Source organism: Ruegeria sp. AG1, from assembly GCF_056541705.1.
On the sequence record NZ_JBQFYU010000005.1, the window covers coordinates 305,026 to 328,014 of the forward strand.

General features: G+C 60.7%; 26 protein-coding genes. 10 read left to right on the forward strand and 16 right to left on the reverse strand.

Going from position 1 to position 22,989, the window contains the following annotated elements; genetic code table 11:
* The first annotated feature begins 112 nt into the window (after positions 1-112).
* Genes ACR0B5_RS09830 through ACR0B5_RS09860 form a run of 7 tightly spaced genes read left to right on the forward strand, consistent with a single transcriptional unit; the run spans position 113 to position 6,607 of the window.
* Positions 113-1,327, forward strand: a complete 1,215-nt coding sequence (locus ACR0B5_RS09830) for a glycosyltransferase (protein ID WP_170377555.1) — start codon at positions 113-115, stop codon at positions 1,325-1,327.
* Positions 1,324-2,571, forward strand: a complete 1,248-nt coding sequence (locus tag ACR0B5_RS09835) for a glycosyltransferase (RefSeq protein WP_480540177.1) — start codon at positions 1,324-1,326, stop codon at positions 2,569-2,571. Before ACR0B5_RS09830 ends, ACR0B5_RS09835 begins: the two co-directional genes overlap by 4 nt.
* On the forward strand, positions 2,571-3,647 hold the full coding sequence (locus ACR0B5_RS09840; protein WP_480540178.1) for a glycosyltransferase family 4 protein: 1,077 nt from the start codon (positions 2,571-2,573) through the stop codon (positions 3,645-3,647). Before ACR0B5_RS09835 ends, ACR0B5_RS09840 begins: the two co-directional genes overlap by 1 nt.
* Positions 3,644-4,228 (forward strand): histidine phosphatase family protein, encoded by a 585-nt coding sequence (locus ACR0B5_RS09845; protein WP_480540179.1) that lies wholly within the window; start codon positions 3,644-3,646, stop codon positions 4,226-4,228. Before ACR0B5_RS09840 ends, ACR0B5_RS09845 begins: the two co-directional genes overlap by 4 nt.
* Positions 4,225-5,367 carry a glycosyltransferase family protein gene (locus tag ACR0B5_RS09850; protein WP_480540180.1) on the forward strand — a complete coding sequence of 381 codons (1,143 nt, stop codon included), beginning with the start codon at positions 4,225-4,227 and terminating at the stop codon, positions 5,365-5,367. The genes ACR0B5_RS09845 and ACR0B5_RS09850 overlap by 4 nt, the downstream gene beginning before the upstream one ends.
* Positions 5,364-6,134 carry a polysaccharide deacetylase family protein gene (locus ACR0B5_RS09855; protein WP_480540181.1) on the forward strand — a complete coding sequence of 257 codons (771 nt, stop codon included), beginning with the start codon at positions 5,364-5,366 and terminating at the stop codon, positions 6,132-6,134. The genes ACR0B5_RS09850 and ACR0B5_RS09855 overlap by 4 nt, the downstream gene beginning before the upstream one ends.
* The gene (locus tag ACR0B5_RS09860) at positions 6,131-6,607 is read left to right on the forward strand and encodes a class I SAM-dependent methyltransferase (protein WP_480540182.1); all 477 of its coding nucleotides are present in this window, start codon (positions 6,131-6,133) and stop codon (positions 6,605-6,607) included. Before ACR0B5_RS09855 ends, ACR0B5_RS09860 begins: the two co-directional genes overlap by 4 nt.
* Here ACR0B5_RS09860 and ACR0B5_RS09865 read toward each other — a convergent pair whose 3' ends face one another.
* Positions 6,608-7,750 (reverse strand): alpha-D-ribose 1-methylphosphonate 5-triphosphate diphosphatase, encoded by a 1,143-nt coding sequence (locus ACR0B5_RS09865; RefSeq protein WP_480540183.1) that lies wholly within the window; start codon positions 7,748-7,750, stop codon positions 6,608-6,610.
* A gap of 53 nt (positions 7,751-7,803) precedes the next feature.
* Here ACR0B5_RS09865 and ACR0B5_RS09870 point away from each other — a divergent pair, with 53 nt between their 5' ends.
* The gene (locus ACR0B5_RS09870; RefSeq protein WP_480540184.1) at positions 7,804-8,487 is read left to right on the forward strand and encodes a DUF1045 domain-containing protein; all 684 of its coding nucleotides are present in this window, start codon (positions 7,804-7,806) and stop codon (positions 8,485-8,487) included.
* On the opposite strand, the gene ACR0B5_RS09875 is transcribed toward ACR0B5_RS09870, so the two are convergent.
* From ACR0B5_RS09875 to phnG, 8 genes are read right to left on the reverse strand one after another with little or no spacing between them, the layout of a single operon-like run.
* Positions 8,469-9,017 carry a phosphonate metabolism protein/1,5-bisphosphokinase (PRPP-forming) PhnN gene (locus tag ACR0B5_RS09875; RefSeq protein ID WP_480540185.1) on the reverse strand — a complete coding sequence of 183 codons (549 nt, stop codon included), beginning with the start codon at positions 9,015-9,017 and terminating at the stop codon, positions 8,469-8,471. The genes ACR0B5_RS09870 and ACR0B5_RS09875 overlap by 19 nt on opposite strands.
* Complete coding sequence (phnL, locus tag ACR0B5_RS09880) at positions 9,014-9,697, reverse strand: phosphonate C-P lyase system protein PhnL (RefSeq protein WP_480525467.1); 684 nt, start codon at positions 9,695-9,697, stop codon at positions 9,014-9,016. The genes ACR0B5_RS09875 and phnL overlap by 4 nt, the downstream gene beginning before the upstream one ends.
* A 22-nt stretch (positions 9,698-9,719) precedes the next feature.
* A complete protein-coding gene (gene phnK / locus ACR0B5_RS09885; protein WP_170377532.1) occupies positions 9,720-10,490 on the reverse strand; it encodes a phosphonate C-P lyase system protein PhnK in 771 nt (256 codons plus the stop codon).
* A complete protein-coding gene (locus tag ACR0B5_RS09890; protein ID WP_170690974.1) occupies positions 10,487-11,347 on the reverse strand; it encodes an alpha-D-ribose 1-methylphosphonate 5-phosphate C-P-lyase PhnJ in 861 nt (286 codons plus the stop codon). The genes phnK and ACR0B5_RS09890 overlap by 4 nt, the downstream gene beginning before the upstream one ends.
* Complete coding sequence (locus ACR0B5_RS09895; RefSeq protein ID WP_170640656.1) at positions 11,344-11,940, reverse strand: HAD family hydrolase; 597 nt, start codon at positions 11,938-11,940, stop codon at positions 11,344-11,346. The genes ACR0B5_RS09890 and ACR0B5_RS09895 overlap by 4 nt, the downstream gene beginning before the upstream one ends.
* Positions 11,937-13,028, reverse strand: coding sequence for a carbon-phosphorus lyase complex subunit (locus tag ACR0B5_RS09900; protein ID WP_480540186.1), 1,092 nt, complete (start codon positions 13,026-13,028; stop codon positions 11,937-11,939). Before ACR0B5_RS09900 ends, ACR0B5_RS09895 begins: the two co-directional genes overlap by 4 nt.
* A gap of 3 nt (positions 13,029-13,031) precedes the next feature.
* Positions 13,032-13,607 carry a phosphonate C-P lyase system protein PhnH gene (phnH, locus tag ACR0B5_RS09905; protein ID WP_480540187.1) on the reverse strand — a complete coding sequence of 192 codons (576 nt, stop codon included), beginning with the start codon at positions 13,605-13,607 and terminating at the stop codon, positions 13,032-13,034.
* Complete coding sequence (gene phnG, locus ACR0B5_RS09910) at positions 13,607-14,065, reverse strand: phosphonate C-P lyase system protein PhnG (RefSeq protein ID WP_480540188.1); 459 nt, start codon at positions 14,063-14,065, stop codon at positions 13,607-13,609. The genes phnH and phnG overlap by 1 nt, the downstream gene beginning before the upstream one ends.
* 103 nt (positions 14,066-14,168) lie before the next feature.
* On the opposite strand from phnG, the gene phnF reads away from it, so the two are divergent.
* On the forward strand, positions 14,169-14,879 hold the full coding sequence (gene phnF, locus ACR0B5_RS09915) for a phosphonate metabolism transcriptional regulator PhnF (protein ID WP_480540189.1): 711 nt from the start codon (positions 14,169-14,171) through the stop codon (positions 14,877-14,879).
* 139 nt (positions 14,880-15,018) lie between these two features.
* Here the strand turns inward: phnF and ACR0B5_RS09920 are convergent, their stop codons facing one another.
* From ACR0B5_RS09920 to phnC, 5 genes are all read right to left on the reverse strand, one after another.
* Positions 15,019-15,633, reverse strand: coding sequence for an LbetaH domain-containing protein (locus ACR0B5_RS09920; protein WP_170472252.1), 615 nt, complete (start codon positions 15,631-15,633; stop codon positions 15,019-15,021).
* A 16-nt stretch (positions 15,634-15,649) separates the two neighbouring features.
* A complete protein-coding gene (phnE, locus tag ACR0B5_RS09925) occupies positions 15,650-17,008 on the reverse strand; it encodes a phosphonate ABC transporter, permease protein PhnE (RefSeq protein ID WP_480540190.1) in 1,359 nt (452 codons plus the stop codon).
* A complete protein-coding gene (gene phnE, locus ACR0B5_RS09930; protein ID WP_480540191.1) occupies positions 17,005-17,886 on the reverse strand; it encodes a phosphonate ABC transporter, permease protein PhnE in 882 nt (293 codons plus the stop codon). Before phnE (ACR0B5_RS09930) ends, phnE (ACR0B5_RS09925) begins: the two co-directional genes overlap by 4 nt.
* A gap of 66 nt (positions 17,887-17,952) precedes the next feature.
* On the reverse strand, positions 17,953-18,855 hold the full coding sequence (gene phnD, locus ACR0B5_RS09935; protein WP_170527473.1) for a phosphonate ABC transporter substrate-binding protein: 903 nt from the start codon (positions 18,853-18,855) through the stop codon (positions 17,953-17,955).
* A gap of 67 nt (positions 18,856-18,922) precedes the next feature.
* Positions 18,923-19,744: a phosphonate ABC transporter ATP-binding protein gene (gene phnC, locus ACR0B5_RS09940; RefSeq protein WP_480540192.1), complete on the reverse strand. Its 822-nt coding sequence runs from the start codon at positions 19,742-19,744 to the stop codon at positions 18,923-18,925.
* A gap of 169 nt (positions 19,745-19,913) precedes the next feature.
* Here phnC and rpe point away from each other — a divergent pair, with 169 nt between their 5' ends.
* A complete protein-coding gene (gene rpe, locus ACR0B5_RS09945; RefSeq protein WP_480540193.1) occupies positions 19,914-20,603 on the forward strand; it encodes a ribulose-phosphate 3-epimerase in 690 nt (229 codons plus the stop codon).
* 36 nt (positions 20,604-20,639) lie between these two features.
* Here the strand turns inward: rpe and ACR0B5_RS09950 are convergent, their stop codons facing one another.
* Together ACR0B5_RS09950 and tuf are read right to left on the reverse strand one after the other, a co-directional pair.
* A complete protein-coding gene (locus tag ACR0B5_RS09950; protein WP_480540194.1) occupies positions 20,640-21,581 on the reverse strand; it encodes a lipid A-modifier LpxR family protein in 942 nt (313 codons plus the stop codon).
* A 225-nt stretch (positions 21,582-21,806) separates the two neighbouring features.
* A complete protein-coding gene (gene tuf / locus ACR0B5_RS09955; RefSeq protein WP_170381019.1) occupies positions 21,807-22,982 on the reverse strand; it encodes an elongation factor Tu in 1,176 nt (391 codons plus the stop codon).
* Positions 22,983-22,989 lie beyond the last annotated feature (7 nt).

Genomic DNA, 22,989 nt, shown 5'->3' on the forward strand with positions numbered 1-22,989 from the left:
TGGCACATTTGCAGGCGGGCGATTTCCCCTTTGGCAAGCGCAGCATAAGGATATACGGTAACGCTTGCATACGCGCGGATGTAGTACCCAGACCAATAAGACGGGCGACCCTATGAGCCTAGGCAAAAAACAAGACAATCCGGACCGCGCGCCGCGCCTGCTATTTTACAGCCACGATACCTTTGGGTTAGGCCACTTGCGCCGTTCGCGTGCGCTGGCGGCAGCGATGACCGAAGCCGACCCAAGCGCATCCGCGCTGATCCTGACCGGATCGCCTGTGGCCGGGCGTTTCACCTTTCCCCGCCGCGTCGACCATGTGCGCTTGCCGGGGGTCACCAAACGCTCGGACGGATCTTACGCGGCCCGCACGATTGGCATGGGCATTGATGAGGTGACCGAACTTCGCTCGAGCCTGATCAAGACAGCCGTTCAGCAATTCGACCCCGACGTCCTGATCGTTGACAAGGAACCCACGGGCTTTCGCGGCGAGCTGCTGCCAACGCTGGAATTCCTCGAACAGTCCTGCGACACCAAGCTGGTTTTGGGCCTGCGCGATGTTCTTGACGAGCCGGAGGTTCTGGCCGCCGAATGGGATCGCAAGGACGCGATCGCTGCTACCGAGCGGTTCTATCATGAAATCTGGGTCTATGGGTTGCATTCGATCTACGACCCGACCGAGGGCCTACCGCTCAGCGCCGCGGCCCGGTCACGCCTGCACTGGACCGGCTATCTGCGCCGCGACCTCGGCCCGGTCGGAGAGCCCCCGGAACAGCCTTATATCCTGATCACGCCCGGTGGCGGCGGCGATGGTAAGGCGATGGTCAACCTGGTCCTCTCGGCCTACGAACAGGACCCGACCCTGTCGCCCCGCGCGGTGCTGGTCTATGGGCCCTTCCTGTCGGGCGAGTCGCGCGATGAGTTTGAAACCCGCGTGGCCGCGCTGAACGGGCGCGTGACGGCTGTCGGGTTCGAATCCCAGATCGAAACGCTTTTTGCCGGGGCCGCGGGCGTTGTCTGCATGGGTGGCTACAACACGTTTTGTGAGGTGCTATCTTTCGACAAACGCGCCGTCATCGTGCCGCGCACCACGCCTCGATTGGAACAATGGATACGCGCCTCGCGCGCCGAAAACCTTGGCCTTGTCCGGATGCTGGACGAACAACGCGACGGCTTGACGACCGACGCGATGATCCGCGCCATCCGCGAGCTACCGCGCCAGCCACTACCCTCGCAGGCGATCAGCGACGGCTTGTTGGACGGGCTGGACTACGTAACAGGCCGCATCGATGCGCTGCTGCACCGGGAACAGGAACGAGCGACCGGATGACATCCCAAAACCCGAAACTCGCGGTGCTGGTCAAAGGATGGCCGCGCCTGTCCGAGACGTTTATTGCTCAAGAACTGGTCGCCTTGCAGGAGGCCGGGCATCAGTTTGACATCTGGTCCCTACGTCACCCGACCGACACCAAACGCCACCCCTTGCATGACCGGTTCAAGGGGCAGGTGCACTATCTGCCTGAATACCTCTATCAGGAACCACAGCGCGTCTGGGCCGCACGGGCCATCGCCAAGCGCCTGCCGGGCTATGCCGAGGCCTACCGCGTTTGGCGGCAGGATCTGCGCCGCGACCCGACCCACAACCGTATTCGCCGCTTTGGACAGGCCTGCGTTTTGGTGGCTGAGCTACCGGATGCAACGCAGGCGCTCTATGCCCATTTCATGCACACGCCCTCATCCGTGGCGCGCTATGCCGCTATCATGCGCGGTGTACCGTGGAGTTTTTCTGCCCACGCCAAGGATATCTGGACATCGCCCGATTGGGAAAAGCGCGAAAAGCTGCAAGCGGTGACCCATGGGGCCGCTTTTGGGGCTACCTGCACCGCTATAGGCGCCGCCCATCTGCGGGAGCTGGCCGATGACCCCGCACGCGTTGACCTGATTTACCACGGGTTGGACCTTGCCCGCTTCCCAAGCCCGCCAAATCGGAAACTACGTACAGCGAATGGGCCGTTTCACATGATCTCGGTCGGGCGCCTGGTTGAGAAAAAGGGCTTCGATCGGCTGATTGATGCCTTGGCCTTGCTGCCCGAGACGCTGGACTGGCATTGGACCCATATCGGCGGCGGCGCTTTGGGGGACGTACTGCGCGACCGCGCCACGGCAGCCGGCATCGCCGACCGGATCAGCTGGAAAGGCGCTTGTGATCAGCCCGAAGTGATTGAGGCCATGCGCTCTGCCGACCTCTTCGTCCTGCCCAGCCGCATTGCCGAGGATGGTGACCGCGATGGGTTGCCAAATGTGTTGATGGAGGCTGCCTCGCAACTCCTGCCGATCCTGTCGACGCCGGTGTCCGCGATTCCTGAGTTTATCTCCTCAGGCACACACGGCATCTTGACGGATGACGACCCAAAGGCGCTGGCCGACGCGATGCTAGCACTGGCGAGCGATCCCACCGCCACCGCCGAAATGGCCCGGGCCGCCTATGACCGTTTGCTGGCCGAATTCCAGATGGACCCCGGCATTGCGCGGCTTTCGGATCGGCTGAACGCTTTGTGCGTGGAAACGGTCTGATGACTCGCGTGGCTTTTTACGCCCCCATGAAGTCGCCACATAGCCCGACCCCTTCGGGCGACCGCGAAATGGCGCGAAACCTGATCACCGCTATTGCCGCCGAAGGAGACCAAGTAGATCTAGTCTCCGAGCTGCGGATCTATGACAAGCACGGAGATACCGCCAAACAACACGTCTTGCGCGCGGCGGCCGAAGCCGAAACCCATCGCCTGATCGCCGCGTTGCCGCAAGACACTCAGCTTTGGGTGACCTACCATAACTACTACAAAGCCCCGGATCTGATTGGCCCGCAGGTCTGCGCGGCGCGGCGAATCCCCTATGTTCAAATGGAAAGCACACGGGCCGGCAGCCGCCTGAAGGGGCCTTGGGCAGGATTCGCGCAATCCGCCCACGAGGCCTGCGATGCGGCCGAGGTGATTTTCTACCACACCGCAAATGACCTGATCACGTTGGAGCGCGACCGCTTTGGCACTCAGGCTCTGGTCGAGTTGCCACCGTTTCTGCCGATCAGGGATTTGCCACCTCAGGCCGCTGCCGAAGGTCCGATGCTGGCCGTCGGCATGATGCGATACGGGGACAAGCTGGCCTCATATAAGCTGCTGGCCGAAGCTCTGACATATCTCACCGGCGATTGGCAGTTGCAGATCGCGGGCGACGGACCGGCCCGAGGCGAAGTTGAAGCACTCATGGCCCCGTTCGGCGAAAAGGTCACGTTCCTTGGCCAACTGGACCAAGAGAACTTGGGCCAACTCTATCAGAACTCGGGGTTTCTAGTCTGGCCCGGCGTCAACGAAGCCTACGGTATGATCTATCTTGAGGCTCAGGCCGCAGGCCTGCCTGTGGTCGCGCAAAACCGCCCAGGTGTGCGTGACGTGCTTTCGCCTTCGGACTACCCCAGTGTCGAACAAGCGGCGCAAGGCCTGGCCCAACGCATGCAGACCCTGTTGCAGATGGGCGAAGAGCGGCAACGCTTGGGGATCGAGGCCCGCCGATACGTCGCCGAACGCCACATGATGCCCGGTGCAACGCGACGGTTCTGGCATACCATCCGCCCCATGCTGGAGGTTTCCGCATGACCAGATTGGCCTTGCTGCGACACGGACATACGCCGTGGAACCGCGCCGGACGCATTCAGGGGCGTAGCGACATCGCGCTCGACCCTGAGGCACGTGCTGAACTGTCTGGATACGCCTTGCCCGCCTCTTGGGAGCATGCCCAGATCTGGGCCAGCCCGTTGCAGCGCGCGTTTGAGACAGCGCAGATCGTTTCGGGCCGCGTCCCGATGACCAGCGATGCGCTGATCGAGATGAATTGGGGCGATTGGGAAGGCTTGCGCGGTGTAGACCTGATTGCAGCCTCTTCCAGCGGCTACAGGCATATCGAGGATTGGGGTTGGGACTATCGCCCGCCAAATGGCGAAAGCCCGTCTGAGGTTGCAGATCGTCTCGCGCCTTGGCTGGCAGAACTCCGGCAAGACGCGCTTGCTGTGTGCCACATCGGCATCATGCGGGTCATTCTGGCGCGCGCCTGGGGATGGGATTTTGAAGGCCCCGCCCCTTTCAAAATCAAGCGCAACAGGCTCTACGTCATCGACATGAAAACGATGACGCCCGAAGCGGAGCCGGTCCGCCTGATCAAGCGCGAGGCCACGACATGAAAGTAATGCTTGTCGTCACCCACCTGTTGGGAACCGGGCACCTAAGCCGAGCCTTGACGCTGGGGCGTGCCTTTGCGGGTGCAGGCCATGAGGTGATGGTTGTTTCTGGTGGCATGCCTGCGCCCCAACTCGACAGCACGTGCCTGACGCTGTTTGGCCTGCCGCCGCTGCGCTCGGATGGGACTAATTTTACCCGGTTGTTGGCTGAGGACGGCAAAGAGGCCGATGAAACCTATCGCAACGGGCGGACCGTGGCGTTGGTTGAGGCTGTCCGCTCGTTCCAGCCGGACGTACTGATCACCGAGCTTTTCCCGTTTGGCCGCCGCGTATTGGCTGATGAGTTCGAGGCTGCTCTGACCGTCGCGCGGGCACTGCCGCACCGCCCCGTCATCCTCAGCTCAATCCGCGATATTCTGGCACCGCCGTCCAAACCCTCCAAGGCCGATCGGGCCGACGAGACTATTGACGCATTTTATGACGGTGTTCTGGTTCACGCAGATAAGCGTATCACGCCGCTGACTGTCAGCTGGCCCGTCTCGGAGCGGCTGGCCGGGTATTTGCACTATACCGGCTTTGTCGCGCCGGTTGCGCCGCAGCCCCATCCGGACGGTGTTGGTGAGGGAGAGATTCTGGTCAGCGCGGGCGGTGGATCGGTGGGCCAACCGATCTTTCACGCGGCCATCGAGGCCGCCCGAAAGATGCCCAACAGGCGCTGGCGCCTGTTGGTGGGTGGGCGTGATGCCAAGGCGCGCATTTCTGAACTGTCCCAACTGGCCGAAGGCGCACCTGTTGTCATCGAACCCGTGCGCCCCGATTTTCGACAAATGCTCCCCCATGCGGCAGCGTCGGTGAGTATGTGCGGCTACAACACCGCGATGGACCTGTTACAATCGGGGACTCCGGCGGTGATGGTGCCGTTTGATGACGGGAATGAAGTGGAACAAAGCCTGCGCGGGCAAAGCCTGTCTGCGCTTTCGGCGATGGAGGTTCTGCCTAGCAAAGACCTTGAAGCGGCCCACCTTTGCGAGGCCCTGGAGCGGGTCATTTCTGACGTACCCCGTTCGACGCAGGGCTTTGGCTTCGACGGAGCGCAGCGCAGCGTTGAGATCGCTCAGAGGCTCTGGGACGCGCGCAGATGATGGTAGACTGGCACATATTGGACGAAGAACTGGCCATTTGGCGCGAACAAGGGCTGTCTTTTCCGCTGTGGTGGCGGGACGACGATGCGATTGCCCCAACCCCTCAGCTGAACCAACTCTCCGCCTTGTCGGAACGGCTTGGGATTTCGGTTCACCTGGCGATCATCCCGCGTGAAGCAACGAGCGAACTGGCGTCTTACATGGCGCAACGGCCGAACCTGATACCGGTTGTCCACGGCTGGGCGCATGAAAACCACGCTCCGCCAGAGGAAAAGAAATCCGAATTTCGCCTGCACCGTCCCATGGAGACGATCTTGCAGGACGCCGAGGCCGGTATGACGCGCCTGCGGTATCTGTTTCAGGATAGTTTGCGTCCCATGTTCGTTCCCCCGTGGAACCGTATCGCGCCGGAGATTGCCGCGCGTCTGCCTGAACTCGGGTATGAAATCCACTCGACCGCAACCCCTCGGGCATCGGCACAGGCAGCGCCGGGGTTGGAGCAGGTGAACACCCATATCGACCCGATCGACTGGCGCGGCAGCCGGAGCTTGGTGGATCCTGACACGCTTGTCCAGAAAACCACCGCGCTGCTGCGTGACCGCCGGGAGGGGCGCGCCGACAACAGCGAACCGCTTGGCGTATTGACCCATCATCTGGTCCATGATCAAGACATCTGGGCCTTTACCGAAGCTTTGCTGAAACACCTGCTGGACGGGCCGTCGACCCTCTGGACCGCCCCCAGACACGGAAACGGAGACCCCGAATGAGCCGACTGGATTCCATGCTGCGCCGCCTGACCGCGCAACGCGACGGGCTGAACTGGGCCGCTGCGAAGATCGCTGATCAGAAAGGCGATGTGCTGGACATGGGGCTCGGCAATGGGCGCACCTATGACCACCTGCGTGAAATCCTGCCCGAGCGTCGCATCTGGGTGATGGATCGCGTTCTGCAATGCCACCCCGACAGCACTCCGCCAGAACAGGACTTCCTGCAAGGCGAGGCCGAACCTATGCTGCAAAAGCTTGCCAGCGAAGGCCACAAGATGGCGATGGCGCATTATGATTTTGGACGAGGGATCAAGGCGAATGACGTGGCCGAGGCGGCGCGCCTCAGCCCTCTGATCGCGCAGGTGATGCAGCCCGGAGGGTTGCTGATCTCGGGCCAGCCGCTAGTCGGGTTCGATCAGATCGAGGGGCCCGAAACCATCGCTCCGGACCGCTACCTGTTCTACATGGCCTGATCAGGCGACCCGCCGCCCACGCGACCAGACCGCATTCAGGGCGGGAACGCCTGCCCGCATGCGGAATCGGATCAGGTCAGCACGGGCGCCGGTGCGCAACACGCCTCGGTCGTCTAGCCCCACGGCCTGTGCCGGGGTCTGGGTCACAGTCCTCAGCCCACGCGCCATGTCGCCCCACATCAGCCCCAGCCTCACAGCCGACAGCAGCAGCGCTGAGGGCACGTAGTCGGACGAGATGATGTCCAGATGGCCCAGTTCGGCCAGTTCCTGCGCTGCGACATTACCCGAATGCGACCCGCCCCGGATGATGTTCGGCGCGCCCATCATCACCTTGATCTCGTGCGTGTGGCAGGCTCGAGCAGCTTCGACCGTAGTCGGGAACTCGGCCAGACGAATACCGTGGCCTGCGGAGACCTGAACCTGCTCTTCCGTCGTATCATCGTGGCTGGCCAAAACCGCACCAAAGCGGTTGGCGGCCTTGACGGTCTCGACCTCATGCTTCTCGCCGTTGCGATCGCGCAGCCCTTTCAGATGGGCGACGTGTTGCATGAACGTATCATCGTCCATGGCGTATTTGCCTTTCATATAGGCCTCAAGCTTCGAGAGATCGCGAAACTGCCTCTGACCCGGCGTGTGATCCATGATCGAGACAAGACCAACGCGGTCCTCGGGGCCAAACTCGTCCAACTCCTCGACCAGTGTTTCAGAACACACCTCGGCTCTGAGATGTAGGAAGTGGCTGATCTTCAGCGCATCCTGTTCACGCAGATCCCAGAGCTCCTGCGACAGCCCGCGCGCGTATTTCAGATACCGGGCCGAGCCCGAGGGGATGGACCCGATCCGCATCGCGTCAAACACGGTAGTAATCCCGGTGCTTGCCAGCTCGGCATCATGGGCGAGGATCGCGGCGGCGTGGGGCCAGTCGACCTTGGGGCGTGGCTGAATGTGACGCTCAAGGTTGTCCGTGTGCAGCTCGACCAGACCCGGGCTGATATAGTCGCCTTCACAATCAACCGCACCCGCAGGAACCGAAGCGCCTGTGTCGATATCCGCAATGCAGTCGCCTACGACTCGAACACGCCCCGTAACGGTTTCGTCCGGCAACACGAGCGTGGCATTGGCAAGGATCATTTCTTCTGTCATCTGAACTTCACACAGTTTGAGCTATTGAACGGGCCACGCAATAGGAGGCCAATGTGACATTCACGCGATACGCGATCTACTATGCCCCCCCTGCCGATGCAGAGTGGACGCAATTTGCAACCAGCTGGCTGGGCTGGGACATGGAGACCGGAGCATCGGTGGCGCATCCCGCCGTGGATGGCATCGACGTTGCATCCGTCACCGAAGTGCCCCGCAAATACGGGTTGCACGCGACGATGAAACCTCCGTTCCGGCTGCGGGATGGGCAGACAGTTGGGGCGCTTTACGACGCCTGTGCCACGCTGGCCGCGCGCCATTCGCCGGTCTCGCTGGACGGGCTTGAAATCGCGCGACTGGGCCGGTTTCTGGCCTTGCGTCCGATCAGAGAGACCCATGCCCTGAACGCCCTCGCCGCGGCCTGTGTGCAAGAGCTTGATGCGTTCCGCGCGCCTGCGTCCGAGGCCGAACTGGCCCTCCGTCGGGCGGCAAACCTGACCCCGGAACAGGACGTCAATCTGGTGCAATGGGGCTACCCTTACGTGTTGGAGGCCTTCCGCTTCCACATCACGCTGAGCGGAAAACTGGCCAAACCCGAACTGGCAGAGGTTGAAGCGGCTTTGGTTACGCATCTGGCCCCAAAACTGCCCGCGCCCTTCCGGATCGACGATCTGGCTCTGATGGGTGAGGCCGAGGATGGACGTTTTCACCTGATCCATCGCTACGCTCTTTCCGGCTGAAGTCGCTCAAGGATCGCGTTGACGGTATCGTCTAGTGCGCCCGAGTTGTCGATCTCGATCACCCGGCACAACCCTTCGGGCAGCGGCGCTTTGGCGCGTCCAAGGCGCTTGGCCTGTTCTTCTGTGGTTTCGCGCCCCCGCGCTGCAATGCGTTGTTCCAGAATCTTCGCATCGGCGGTCAGCGAAATCACGATGAGGTCTCCGAACACCTCCTGCGCTTGCAACAGAACCGCACGGGAGAAATTGACCAGAACAGCCTGACATTGCGTGCGCTGTTCCGCGATCTGCACTGGCACACCGTAATGCAGCCCATGCGCCTGCCAGTGCATCGAGAAGGCACCGTCCAGCACCATCTGCTCAAACACTTCGACCGAGACCCGGTCGAAATCCTCGCCCTCTTCCCCCTCGGGTCGCGTGATCACGCGGCGCAAGCGCTGGATTCCCGAAGCGCGGGCCTCTAGTGCAGACATGACACTGTCCTTGCCCACGCCTGACGGGCCAACAACCGCTATGACCGGAGCAAGGCTCATGCGGCCCGCCCCGGCGTGAACACGGAAACATCCACCTCGCGGTCACAAACACGTTGGCGCGCGTCAATATCGTGGAAAATGCCAACAATTGCGGCGCCGCAAGCCTTGGCCTCTTCGATCAGCGACAAAACCGTTTCCCGGTTCTGTGCGTCCAGACTGGCCGTCGGCTCGTCCAGCAGCATCGCCGGGTAGTCATGCGCAAAACCGCGTGCAATGTTCACACGCTGCTGCTCACCCCCCGAAAACGTGGTCGGGCTGAGCGACCAGAGCCGTTCGGGAATGTTCAACCGCGCCAGCAACCCCGCCGCCTTGTCCAAAGCAGCTTGCCGGTCACAGCCCAGCGCCAAAAGCGGCTCGGCCACGACCTCAAGCGTGGGGACCCGAGGGACAACCCGCAGGAACTGACTGACATAGCCCAGCGTATCACGCCGCAGCGCCAGAATCTCGCGCGGTTGGGCTTTGGCCACGTCCAATCCGCCGACCAGCACCGCGCCAGAGGCCGCGAGGTAGTTTCCATAGATTACTCGCATCAAGGTGGATTTGCCCGCACCCGAGGCCCCGGTCAGGGCAACGCATTCACCGGGGGCCACCTTCAGCGAGGCACCCTCCATCACCGGAATGACCGCGCTGCCCTGATTGTGCAGGGTAAAGCTCTTGCTGACGTCTGTAAGCTCAATCATCGCTTCATCTTTTCCCAAATATTCAAACCTGCAGAACGCTGGACACAAGCAGCTGCGTATAGGCGTGCTGCGGATCGTCCAGCACCTGATCGGTCAGACCGGTTTCAACGACATGCCCGTCTTTCATCACCATCAACCGGTCCGCCAACAGGCGCACAACGGCCAGATCATGGGTGACGATGATCGCACTCAGCCCCATCTCACGCACCAATCCGCGCAACAGGTCCAGAAGCCGCGCCTGAACCGAAACATCCAGCCCTCCGGTCGGTTCATCCATGAACACCAGCCGAGGCCCCGTCACCAGATTGCGCGCGATCTGCAGGCGCTGCTGCATCCCCCCCGAGAACGCAGTGGGGCGATCATCGACCCGAGCCTCGCTGATCTCAACCCGGCCCAACCAGTCGATTGCCTTGTCGCGAATGTCACCGTAATGACGATCGCCGACGGCCATAAGGCGCTCGCCGATATTGCCGCCAGCACTGACCGACATGCGCAGCCCATCACGGGCGTGTTGATGAACAAAGGCCCAGTCCGTGCGGCTGAGCATCCGCCGCTCGGGCTCGGACATGGTGACCGTATCCACCGGACCGTCTGCACGGGTGTCAAAGATCACCTGCCCCGCATCGGGTTCTAGGTGACCTGCCAGACAATTCAGCAACGTCGATTTGCCCGACCCGCTTTCGCCAACGATCCCCATCACCTCACCCGGATAGAGATCAAAACTGACATCCGTACATCCGATCCGGGCACCGTAGCTTTTTTCGATGTCCTTAACTTGCAACAGCGGAGTCATGCCGCGTCCTCTCTGGTCATAGGGCCTTGGTGGCCCGCCTCACGGCGCGACCGGCAATAATCCGTGTCCGAGCAGACGAACATCCGATTGCCCGCGTCATCCATGATGACTTCGTCCAGATAGCTGTCCTCGGCCCCGCACAGGTCGCAGGGGTGATCCGCTTTGGAGGCCTCAAACGGGTAGTCCTCAAAATCGAGGCTGACGACTTTGGTATGGGGCGGCACCGCGTAGATCCGCTGTTCGCGCCCCGCGCCGAACAGTTGGATCGCGTCCATCTCCAGCTTCGGGTTGTCGAATTTCGGAATCGGCGACGGGTCCATCACATAGCGGTCCGACACTTTGACCGGGTACGCATATGAGGTCGAAATCGCGCCGTGTTGGCTGATATCTTCATAAAGCTTCACATGCATCAGCCCGTATTCCTCAAGGCTGTGCATCTTTCGCGTCTCGGTCTCGCGCGGTTCGAGAAAACGCAGAGGCTCAGGGATCGGGACCTGATAGACAAGGATCTGATCCTCGGTCAGCTTTGCCTCGGGGATGCGGTGGCGGGTCTGGATGACGGTCGCCTTCTCGGTCTCTTCCGTAGTCGCAACACCGGCAGTGTTCTCAAAGAACTTGCGGATCGACACCGCGTTGGTCGTGTCATCCGCCCCCTGATCAATCACCTTGAACGTATCGTCAGGCGTCAGCGTTGCTGCCGAGACCTGAACACCGCCAGTGCCCCAGCCATAGGGCATCGGCATCTCGCGGCTGGCAAAGGGTACCTGATATCCCGGAACCGCCAACCCTTTGAGGATGGCCCGGCGGATCATCCGCTTGGTCTGTTCATCCAGATAGGCGAAGTTGTACTCGTTCATAGCAAACCTCTTTCAGTCAAAGCGGCATCCAAAGCCTGCGGCGACGTGAAGTGAATGGCGTCCATGCCCACTGCCTGTGCACCTTTGACATTGTGCAGGCCGTCGTCGATGAATACGCAGTCTTCGGGCGCGTGGCCGGAACGTTCGCACAGGATCTCGAAAATCCGAGCATCAGGCTTCATCACACCCTCCTGCCCCGACACGACCAGCGTGCCAAAGACCTCACCCAACCGTGGTTGCACCTTCAGCCCCTCGGGCCAGGTTTCCGCCGACCAGTTGGTGATGGCGTGGACCGGCGTGCCTTGCGTCTTCAAGCGGTCCAGAACGTCCCATGTGCCGTGGATCGGTGTCTCGACCGTGCGGGCGTAGAGGTCGACATAGGCTGCGAACAGCTCCTGATCGCGCGGGTCCGAAAGCTCCTGCGCCATATCGGCGAAGCGCTCTCCGTTGTCGCCCCTTGCGTTGCGTGCCAGGAAATCTGTCCTTTCGATGAAGGCGTGTGCGGCGTCTTCCGACCCCAGCGCCTCGACCCAGGCCAGATGGGGTTGCCAATCGACAAGCACGCCACCGATATCAAAAACCACCGCTTTCATTCTGCAGCCTCCTTGGGTGCTATGCGTTCTTCCGCCTCAAGGCGCAGCTTGCGCACGAGTTCCAGTTCGGATTGGAAATCCACGTAATGCGGCAGCTTGATGTGTTCGAGAAACCCGGTGGCCTGAATATTGTCCGCATGGCTGAGGACGAATTCCTCATCCTGCGCGGCAGCCCCCAGATAGTCTTCGCCCAGCTCTTTCCACCGCAATGCCCGGTCGACCAGAGCCATCGAGATCGCTTTGCGCTCGGACTGCCCAAAGACCAGACCATAGCCACGAGTGAACTGAGGCGGTTCCGTCTTGGAGCCCTGGAACTGGTTGACAGTTTCACATTCGGTCAGCTCGACCTCGCCGATCTCAATGGCGAAACCCAGCTCGGGGATGTCCATCTCGACCGCTACTTTTCCGATCCGCAATTCGCCGACAAACGCGTGATTGCGGGCGTAGCCGCGCTGGGTTGAGTAGGCCATGCCGAGAACGAACCCCTCATCCCCGCGGGTCAGGGCCTGCAAGCGCAGAGGACGGTTCGAGGGAAACTCCATCGGCTCCCGTGTCAGGTCGCCCGGTGCGTCCTCGCTGAGCGGCTCGTCCTGAATAACACCCTCACCCTGTAGGAAGCTGGTGATATGCGGCGTCGGTTCCTGCCGGGCGTCGCCTTCGGGCGCGGGGGCAATTTCGCCATCGGCGGCCAGTTTGAAATCCAGCAGGCGGTGGGTGTAGTCGAATGTCGGCCCAAGCACCTGCCCGCCCGGCGCGTCCTTGAACGTGGCTGAGACGCGACGGTCACAGGCCATTTCCCCCGTCTTGACCGGATTGGAATAGCCAAACCGGGGCAGCGTGGTGCGATAGGCACGGATCAGAAAGATCGCCTCGATCAGATCCCCGCGCGCCTGCTTGATCGCCAGCGCCGCGAGGTCCGGGTCGTACAGGGACCCCTCGGCAATGACGCGATTGACGGCAAGACTTAGCTGTTGACGGATTTGCGCGATGCTCAGATCGGCGATGTTGGTATCGCCCCGACGCTCCTCAGCTAGCCAGGCATGGGCGTTTTCGATGGCTTTTTCACCACCTTTGACGGCTACATACATCGATTATCCCTCAGCCTTGATCTGCGTGCTACGCGGCAAGGCCGCGACCTGATCCCCGCAAGTGAAGAAGAAGTCGCAACCCAACGGATAGAGCATCGCGTTGCCCTGCAGCGACGCGATATCCGGCAGTGACAGACGTGCCGTGGTCTTGATCCCAGGCCCGCTCAGAACCGCACCCTTCGGTGCGAGCACATCCCTCTCAACAATCAAAGTGGTTGAGCGATCGGGGTATTCGGACGTGCCGATCCTGTAGTCGCTCAGAGGCATCAGATCAGACCAGCGGCCCACGGCGAAATCCGCTTTCGACGCCTCGACGATTGGCGCGCCGGTATGAAACCCGAGCCATTTACGCATTTCCGGCGTATCTGCCGCGCCAGCCAGATAAACCCTTGTGTCCGCATCGCACAGAGTCAGCAACAGGGTGCCTGCCGCGACCGATAGCGGTGCCGGAGGTTCCGCCCCGACCAGCGTTCTGATCTCACTCGGGCGCGCCATCACGGTCATCGCTGCCCGAAACGCGTGCGCAGCATCGCGCGGGGCGTCCTGAAATCCACCTGAAAAATGCGATTGTGCGTTCATCAATCTTCTCCCCGGACCAACGTGAAGAACTCGACCTTGGTGGCCGCCGCTTTTGCCGCACGCGCGTTGCGGGTATCCTGCATCTGGGTCTTGAGCGGCGTGATCACCAGTTCGGTCAGACGATCCGCGGCCTCGGTCTGCATCAGAGCATCAATCAGTGCGGCAGCCTCGGCCTTGGGCTTGGAGCGGCCCTGGATATAGCCATGGCCCACGGTGCCATCCTCCAAAGCCAGTGAGCAGCGCGTGACCGTCATTTCACCCAGGTTGAACGGAGCGCCGATGGCGCCGGCACGACCGCGCACCATCACACCGCCAATCTCAGGGCTGCGCAGCCATTTGAACGATGGACGATCCGCCACCCTGCCCCAAAGCGGCATCATCGCATGCTCGGGCGCGCGTGCCAGCAGGCTCATCCACTCCTGACGCGTGATCCCGTTGCTTTTCATCTGTTCTGTCATCGAAAGCCCTTGTCGTGGTTGTCTACTAGAACTATACAACTAGACAAATATTAACCTGCATCCGCCTTCCAGGCAATCCATGAGACCGTGAAGTTTTGATGACATGAGCAAAACACCGATCTGGAAAAGCATCGCACTCAGCCTGACCTCGGATATCGCCGAGGGGCGCTTTGGCACCGGTGACCGGCTGCCGACCGAGGCGCAGCTGGCGGCAACCCACGGAGTCAATCGCCATACAGTCAGGCGCGCGTTAGCCGAGCTGGCAGAGCAAGGTTTGGTTCAGCCTCGGCGCGGGGCGGGTGTCTTTGTCACCGCACGACCAACGGATTACCCGATTGGCAAACGAGTTCGATATCACAAGAGCATTTCCGCCAGCGGCAAGATACCGGGCAAGCGCATCCTGTCTCTGACCACCCGCGCTGCGGATGAGGCCGAAGCCGAAGCACTGGCTTTGCAGCCCGGTGATCCAGTTCATGTTTATGACGGCTTGTCTTTGGCGGATGGTCAACCCATCGCGCTGTTTCAAAGCGTCTTTCCGGCGCTCAGACTGCCCGACATTCTCACCCACCTTACCGAAACCCAATCCGTCACAAATGCGCTTCAGCTATGCGGGATCGAGGATTTCATACGGAAGTCCACACGGTTGACGGCCCGCGCAGCAACAGCGACGCAGGCGCTGCACCTGAACCTCAACGAAGGTGCGCCGATCCTGCACTCACTTGGGATCAATGCGGCCCCAGATGGGCAACCGGTCGAATATGGAAAAACCGTCTTCGCTGGTGAGCGCGTGACCCTGACGTTGAATGAGGCCTGACCCAGGGTGCTCCCGCCCGTCTTCAGCCTCCTGCCGGAGGCCTCATCCCGTTGGGGGTCGCGCCGCGCAAAGCGCGGCGCTGTGCCCTAGGCCGCCAATGGGTATCAGCGTAGCCGATGCACATGCGGGCGCGGGAGGGTTACTCGTATTTCTCCAGAAACGCGTCAATGTGCAATGCGCGGAAATCCGGCAGCACGTCGCGCAATCTGTCGTGGCTCCAATCCCACCACGCCAGGGCCAGCAGTCTCTCCGACACCTGTTCGGAAAAGCGGCGGCGGATCGGTTGCGCGGTCACCCCGGCAACGATCGTGTAGGGGGCGACATCCTTGGTGACGATCGCACCGGACGCCACAACCGCCCCGTGCCCAATCGTCACCTCGGGCTTGATGATCGCCGCGTGACCGATCCACGTGTCATGGCCAATTGACGCCTGTCGCCCAGCGCGATGCGCAAACCATTCTGCATCGTCTTCCGCACCCTCCCAATAATCCGCTGAGCGATACAGGAAATGATGCAAGGAGGCTTTCTCCATCGGGTGATCCGTCGCGCCGATCCGGGTGAAGCTGGCGATATTGGCGAATTTGCCGATCTCGGCATTGGCAATGTCACAGGTTCGGTCGCAATAGGAGTAGTCGCCGAACCGCGCATTGGCGACCCGCGTCCCGGCGCCGATCTCGACATAGGCGCCAAAGCTGCTGCCCGATATCTGGCAGTCGGGATGAATGAAAGGCTGATCAGAGCGCAGGCGCGTCATCGTATTCCCCATACGCTCAGGACTGCAGCTTGGCCGCACCGCGCGGCTTGCGCTTTTTACCGGCGTCGCCCTGAATCAGACGCTTGCGCAACCAGCCCGAGAACCAATCCATCAGCATCACCATCAGAATGATGAGAACGATGTAATAGGCGACTTCTTCCCAGTCTTTCTGCGTGATGATCGCCTGCGTCAGCAACAGACCAATCCCGCCACCGGTGATCGCGCCAATCACTGTCGCGCTGCGGGTGTTGGATTCGAGGAAATAAAGAAGCTGGCTGAGCAGAACCGGAGTGATCTGCGGGATCACCCCAAAGCGGTAGCGTTGCGGCGCATTGGCCCCGGTCGACTGGACACCTTCGATCTGCTTGCTGTCGACATTCTCCAGCGCCTCCGAGAAAATCTTGCCGAAGGTTCCGGTATCGGTCACCAGAATGGCCAGGGCCCCAGTCAGCGGTCCCGGGCCAAAAGCACGCGCCAGCACCACGGTCCAGATCAACGCATCCACGCCTCGTACAAAGTCAAACACGCGCCGCGTTGCAAAGCGGACCGAGCGCAGCGGGTTGAAGTTCCGCGTCGCGAGGAAGGCCAAGGGCAGAGCAATCATACCCGCGCCCAGCGTGCCGAGGAACGCCATCAGGATCGTCTCGAAAATCGCCCAAGCCACGTCCTGGTGCCGCCACATCTTGTTGGTCCAGAAGTCATTCAGGATCGCACCTGCCTCACCAGATGCCGCAAGGCTCACAAGCTCGGGGAAGGACTTGCCGTAGTAGGGGCTGTCGAGCGTGAACCAGAACAGCTCCCACCCGGTGAAGTAACGGAACACCTCGGACCGGTTGCGGGTGACGGTCAGTCGGCCTGCATCGGTTTTGATGGCCAGACGGTTCTTGGAGACATTGATCCAGTCCGGAACCTCTCCGGCAGGAAGTTCGGCCTGAACACCGGCTGACCGGCTGGGGGTTGCGCGCACGGTGCCATAGCCGGGGATGTCGTATTCAACCGTCTCGGGCCCGAAACGCACCACATGACCGTCTTCCAGATCAATCACCGTGGTCGCACCCAGCGCGACCCAATCGGGCGCGGTGCCGTCGGGATAGCTCCCCTTCCGCTCACCCTCGATCGCGGCGGAGACCTCACCCGTGCGGTTATCGCGTTCGATATGGGTCTTGTAGCTGTAGCTATCCGCCACCAGCGTCTTGCCGTTTTCCCAGTTCGCCCGCTCGGTCAGGCCCGGCACGTCGAAGGCGAAGAAGACGTAGATCAGGTAGACGGCAACCAGCCCCGGCAGCCCGAAATTCACAATGCGTTTGCGGCTGAAAAGACGATCTGCTTCGGCCTTCAGGTCATCAATCGACAAATCGGTGGCAAAGGTACTCATGCCGAGGCTCCTTTTTCCGACCCGTGGGTCAGACGGTCGCGCAGATAGCCAGAGATCTGATCAACGACCACAATAGTAACGAAGAGAAGGATGAAGATGGCCGCGGCCTCATCGTAGCGCCCCTGCCCCCAGGACATGGCGTTGCGCAGCTCATAGCCCAGACCTCCGGCACCGACGAAACCTAAGATGGCCGAGGCGCGGATATTGATCTCGAACCGCAGCAGAGCGTAGCTGACATAGTTCGGGCCGACCTGAGGGATCACGCCCAGATACATGCGCTGGGACCAGTTGGCCCCGACCGACTGCAACCCCTCGACGGGTTTGAGCGAGGCATTTTCGTTCACCTCAGAGAACAGCTTGCCCAAAGCACCTGCCGTGTGGATGGCAATGGCGATCATCGCGGGCACTGGCCCGCCGCCCAGAATGAAGATCAGAACCAGAGCAATCACGATTTCCGGGATCGCGCGGCAGATATCCGAGATCCGTCGGAACAGCGGGATCAAAGAGGGCCAGAGCGCCATACCCCGCGTCGCCATCAGGGCCAGAAACGTGCCCGCAATCGTCCCGATCAGGGTCGAGGCGGCGGCAATGTTGATCGTCTCGATCAGGGCCGGGAAGAACTCGACCAGATTGGCCGGCATCTCGGCGATCTTTTCCCACGCCTCGGACAGAACCTCGGACGGGTAGTCCAGAATCCGGTGCCAGCCGTCTGTGAAACTGCCTGCATTGCGGTCATCTGCCGTTCGGAAACCCGCTGCCATCAAGGCAACGAACAGGATCAGGAGGATACCACCATAGACCCGTTTGCGCCGCGTCATCGCGGTATAGTCGTCGCGGATCTGATCGACGCTATAGGACCCTGCCGAAAGGTCTGTCATGGAATGCTCCTGAGTGGAAAACGGGGTCCGGCATTTAACCGGACCCCGCGAATAGAAGAGACAGGCTTAGTTGGACTTCAGCTTGCGCGCTTCGATGATGATTTCGTAGGCGTCATGGGTGATCGGATCAAAGCTTTTGGCTTCGCCCGCAGCCACACCGTAGAAGCAATCCCGGTCTTTCTCCGACAGCGTGTCCCACAGCTCGGTCACTTTGGCTTTGACATCGGCAGGCAGGGCCTTGCGGACAACAACCGGGCCTTCCGGGATCGGCTCGGATTTCCAGATTTGCACCAGATCGTTCATGTCGATCAGACCGGCGTCCACCGCGCGGCGCAGAGCACCCGACTGGTAGCCGTCTTCCCATTCGCCCAGACCGTCGGCCCAGGTCACACCGCCATCAACGTCGCCGTTGTTCACGGCAACGATGGTCTGCTCGTGACCGCCGGTGAACTTCACTTCACCGAAATAGTCGCCCGAATCCATGGTCGCGCCCGTTGCGGCAGGGATTTCAATCGACGGGATCAGGTAGCCCGAGGTCGAATTGGGATCGCCGAAGCCAAAGGTCTTGCCCTTCATGTCTTCCAGCGAGGTGATGCCGCTGTCTTTGCGGGCAAACCCGATCGAGTGATAGCCGTAGCCGCCATCGGTGTTGACCTTGACCAAAACCGGCTCAACCGCTTCGGGGTCGGAAAGGTAGGTTTTCGCGTAACCCGACGCGCCCAGCCAGGCTACGTCAATGGTGCCGCCCAGCAGACCCTGGATCACACCGTTATAGTCGGCAGGGGCAAACAGCTTGGCCGGAACACCCAGAGCCTCTTCGGTGTAGACGCGCAGGCACTCGTTGTTGTTCAGACGGTCCTGAGCGTTCTCACCGCCCAGAATGCCGATACGCAGCTCGGAAATCTCCTGAGCCATTGCAGGCGCGGCCATGGCAGTGGTCGCAACAAGGGCAGCAACTAGTTTTTTCATCTGTCTCTCTCCAGTTTGATGTTCCCGACCTCTCATCGGGCCGGGCGATGAAAGGGTTTGGGGTGGCTCAGACGGTCGCTTCGGCTTCCATCAGGGCCTTTTGTGTGGTGTCCAGCGTTTCGATCTCGGTCGAAGTCGCCTCTTCCGAGAAGCTGGCATCGGCACCGTAAATCTCGCGGGCGACACCGGTGGTCAGTTGCTCGGGCAGGCCGTCAAAGACGATACGTCCGTCGCGCATGCCCACCACGCGGTCGCAATAGCGGCGCGCAGTATCCAGCGTGTGCAGGTTGGCAATGACGGTGCGGCCGTCCTCTTCGTGGATGCGGCGCAGGGTCTGCATCACCACCTGCGCGTTCATCGGGTCCAGCGAGGCAATCGGTTCATCGGCAAGAATGATCTTGGGGTCCTGCATCAGGGCGCGGGCAATGGCCACGCGCTGCTGCTGACCACCCGAAAGCGCCTCAGCCCTCTTGGGCGCATGTTCCGCGATGCCCAGACGATCGAGGATGTCGATAGCGCGGTGAACCTCTTCCATCGGGAACAGATTGAACATCGTAGCCAGGGTCGAGTGGCGGTTCAGCGTCCCGTGCAACACGTTCGACACCACGTCCAGACGGGGCACGAGGTTGAACTGCTGGAAGATCATCGCACAATCGGCCTGCCAGGCGCGCTTGTCGCGACCCTTCAACAGGGTCACGTCACGGCCTTGGAACAGGATCTCGCCAACGCTGGCATCCGTAAGCCGGTTGATCATGCGCAACAGCGTCGATTTACCCGCACCCGATCGACCGATGATCCCGATCATGCAGGGCTTGTCCACGTCCAGCGTTGCGGTATCCACCGCCACATTCTCACCGAAGCGTTTGGTCAGTTTTTTGATGTGCAGCACGTGCCACCCCCAATTCGTGTTGACGGGTAGCTACGGATTGCAATCAACGGATATGTGTCGGTTCAGTGAAAGTTTTGTAAACACCGCAGCCCGTACCATAGGGCCTACCCTTTAGGCTCATTCCCCGTTATACGCGCCCGCAACCCCAGTTTCCTGCATGAGGCCCGCTATGAGCTTTGACCGTTCCATCAAGATCGCTCCGTCGATCCTGTCCGCCGATTTCGCCAATTTTGGAGCCGAAATTCAGGCCATCGAGGCGCAGGGTGCCGATTGGGTCCATGTCGATGTCATGGATGGCCATTTCGTGCCAAACCTGACCTTCGGCCCGCCGGCGGTCAAAGCGTTCCGTCCCCATGTGAAAACGGTGATGGATGTGCATCTGATGATCTCGCCGGTCGATCCTTACATCCAAGCCTATGCCGATGCAGGCGCCGATATCCTGACCGCGCATGTCGAGGCCGGCCCACACACACATCGCACCCTGCAAGCCATCCGCGCCGCAGGCATGAAAGCCGGTGTTGCCTTGAACCCTGGCACTCCTGCCGAGGCGGTCGAGCATCTGCTAGACCTCACCGATCTGGTCTGCGTCATGACCGTGAACCCGGGCTTCGGAGGCCAAAAGTTCATCGACATGACCACCAAAGTCCGCAAGCTCCGCGAGATGATCGGAGACCGCCCGGTGCATATCGAGATTGACGGCGGTGTTGACCCAAACACAGCCCCGCTGGTCGCAGCAGCAGGCGCGGATGTGCTGGTCGCGGGATCGGCCGTGTTCAAGGGCGGGTCTGTCGACAAGCCTGAGGTCTATGGTGCGAATATCGCTTCGGTTCGGGCGGCTGCGGAATCTGCATTGAAATAATGTTACTGGCCGCCGCTGTATCTCAGCCGCAAAAGGTCAGAACGAGATCTTGAAACTCAATGATCCAACAACCTGCCCTTCAGGTTGTTGGTTGAATTCTTCACTTAGATAGGTCGCGCCGTAGAACAGAGTTCCGTATTTGGCCTCCCAGTTCAGACCAAGGCGCGCACGATACCGTTCGTGCTTGAGGCTGACTATCCCGGAATTCGGGATATATGCACTGTCGGCCACATAGGCTGCATCAAACCCGAACACACCGCTGACACCCTTTGGCCCTGTCCGCATGGAGCGATAGCGCTGCCCGGTGATCTTGTCGCGGATCAGTAGCTCTGACCGTCCCACTTGTCCAAAGGTCACATCCACTCCAACGCGAGCGAGAGTCTCGTCTCCGGCCCGCACAGAGGCAAACGGGCGGAGGCGCGTGTTTCGGCCCCAATCCCACTCTCGCCCGAATTCCGCGACAACGGTGGGATAAAAATCATTGGAAATCTGCTCATCCAGGACCGCCCGCGACGGTGGCGTGCTTCCGATCAGCTTGTGAAATTCGGTCTGCAGGCTGTCCACGCCCGTTTGCGGCCCTACGGCCACCAATTCAGCGCCAACAGTGAACTGCGCACTACGTCTTTGAAAATGCGTATACGCACCAAGCGACAGGATCCCGGCATACTGTCTGTCCTGCGGGTTTGGCGTAACCAGGTCCTCGGGAGATATCATCTGCGTGTACGCCCGAATCTCGATCACGTCCCCAAAGGTTTCTGGCAGTTCCCCGCTCCAGCCCCGCGCCAGAATCCACGACAAGTTCAGAGACGATGTCTGCCAACGGTCATGATCATCACCAATCAGATCATCCGTGAACATCCAGCCGAAGCCGATCAACTCTCGCTTTGATGGCTCTGTTTGTTGGGGCGTGGGAGACAAGGATTGCGCGAGCAGAAACTGCGGAACACACAGGAAGACAAGTGCCCAGAAAATCTTCATTGCCGTCCCCTTCCCTCTTCACGCTCAGCCGTTCATCAGGCGCGATATGTTTTAAAGGACCGTAAGAAAAGGTTTTGATTTCAACAATATTTTCGTGCGCGAGCGCAATCAGCCGCGACCAAAAAGCAACATCTCAGACGCCCTGAGAGACATCCGGATCATGGCTCAAACGAAAAAGGGCGTCCCTCGGGACGCCCTTTCCGTCTGATCATTCGCTTGCGCGACTTACTCAGTGATTTTCGACACGACGCCGGCACCGACGGTGCGGCCGCCTTCGCGGATCGCGAAGCGCAGGCCCTGCTCCATCGCGATCGGTGCGATCAGCTCAACGCCGAACGACACGTTGTCGCCGGGCATGACCATCTCGGTGCCTTCCGCCAGGGTCACGGTGCCGGTCACGTCAGTGGTCCGGAAGTAGAACTGAGGACGGTAGTTCGCGAAGAACGGAGTGTGACGACCGCCTTCTTCCTTGGTCAGGATGTAGGCTTCGGCTTCGAACTTGGTGTGCGGTGTAACCGAACCCGGCTTACACAGAACCTGGCCACGCTCAACGCCGTCACGGTCAACACCACGCAGCAGCGCGCCGATGTTGTCGCCCGCTTCACCGCGGTCCAGCAGCTTGCGGAACATTTCAACGCCGGTGCAGGTGGTTTTCGAAGTGTCGCGGATGCCGACGATTTCAATCTCGTCACCAACGTTGATCACGCCACGCTCAACACGGCCGGTCACAACGGTACCACGACCCGAGATCGAGAACACGTCTTCGATCGGCATCAGGAACGGCTGGTCAACAGCACGCTCAGGGGTGTCGATGTACTCATCAACAGCCGCCATCAGTTCCTTGATTTTCTCTTCACCGATCTCAGGCTTATTGCCTTCCATCGCGGCCAGAGCCGAACCTGCGATGATCGGAATATCGTCGCCGGGGTATTCGTAGCTGGACAGCAGTTCGCGAACTTCCATCTCAACCAGTTCCAGCAGCTCTTCGTCGTCAACCTGGTCAACTTTGTTCAGGAACACGACCATCTTCGGGATGCCAACCTGGCGGCCCAGCAGGATGTGCTCGCGGGTCTGCGGCATCGGGCCGTCAGCGGCGTTCACAACCAGGATCGCGCCGTCCATCTGAGCAGCACCGGTGATCATGTTCTTGACGTAGTCGGCGTGGCCGGGGCAGTCAACGTGCGCGTAGTGGCGGTTCTCGGTCTCGTATTCCACGTGGGCGGTCGAGATGGTGATGCCGCGCGCTTTCTCTTCCGGCGCACCGTCAATTTGGTCATACGCTTTGAAGTCACCAAAATATTTGGTGATCGCTGCCGTCAGCGTCGTCTTACCATGGTCAACGTGCCCAATCGTGCCGATGTTGACGTGCGGTTTTGTACGCTCAAACTTTTCCTTTGCCATGATGGCC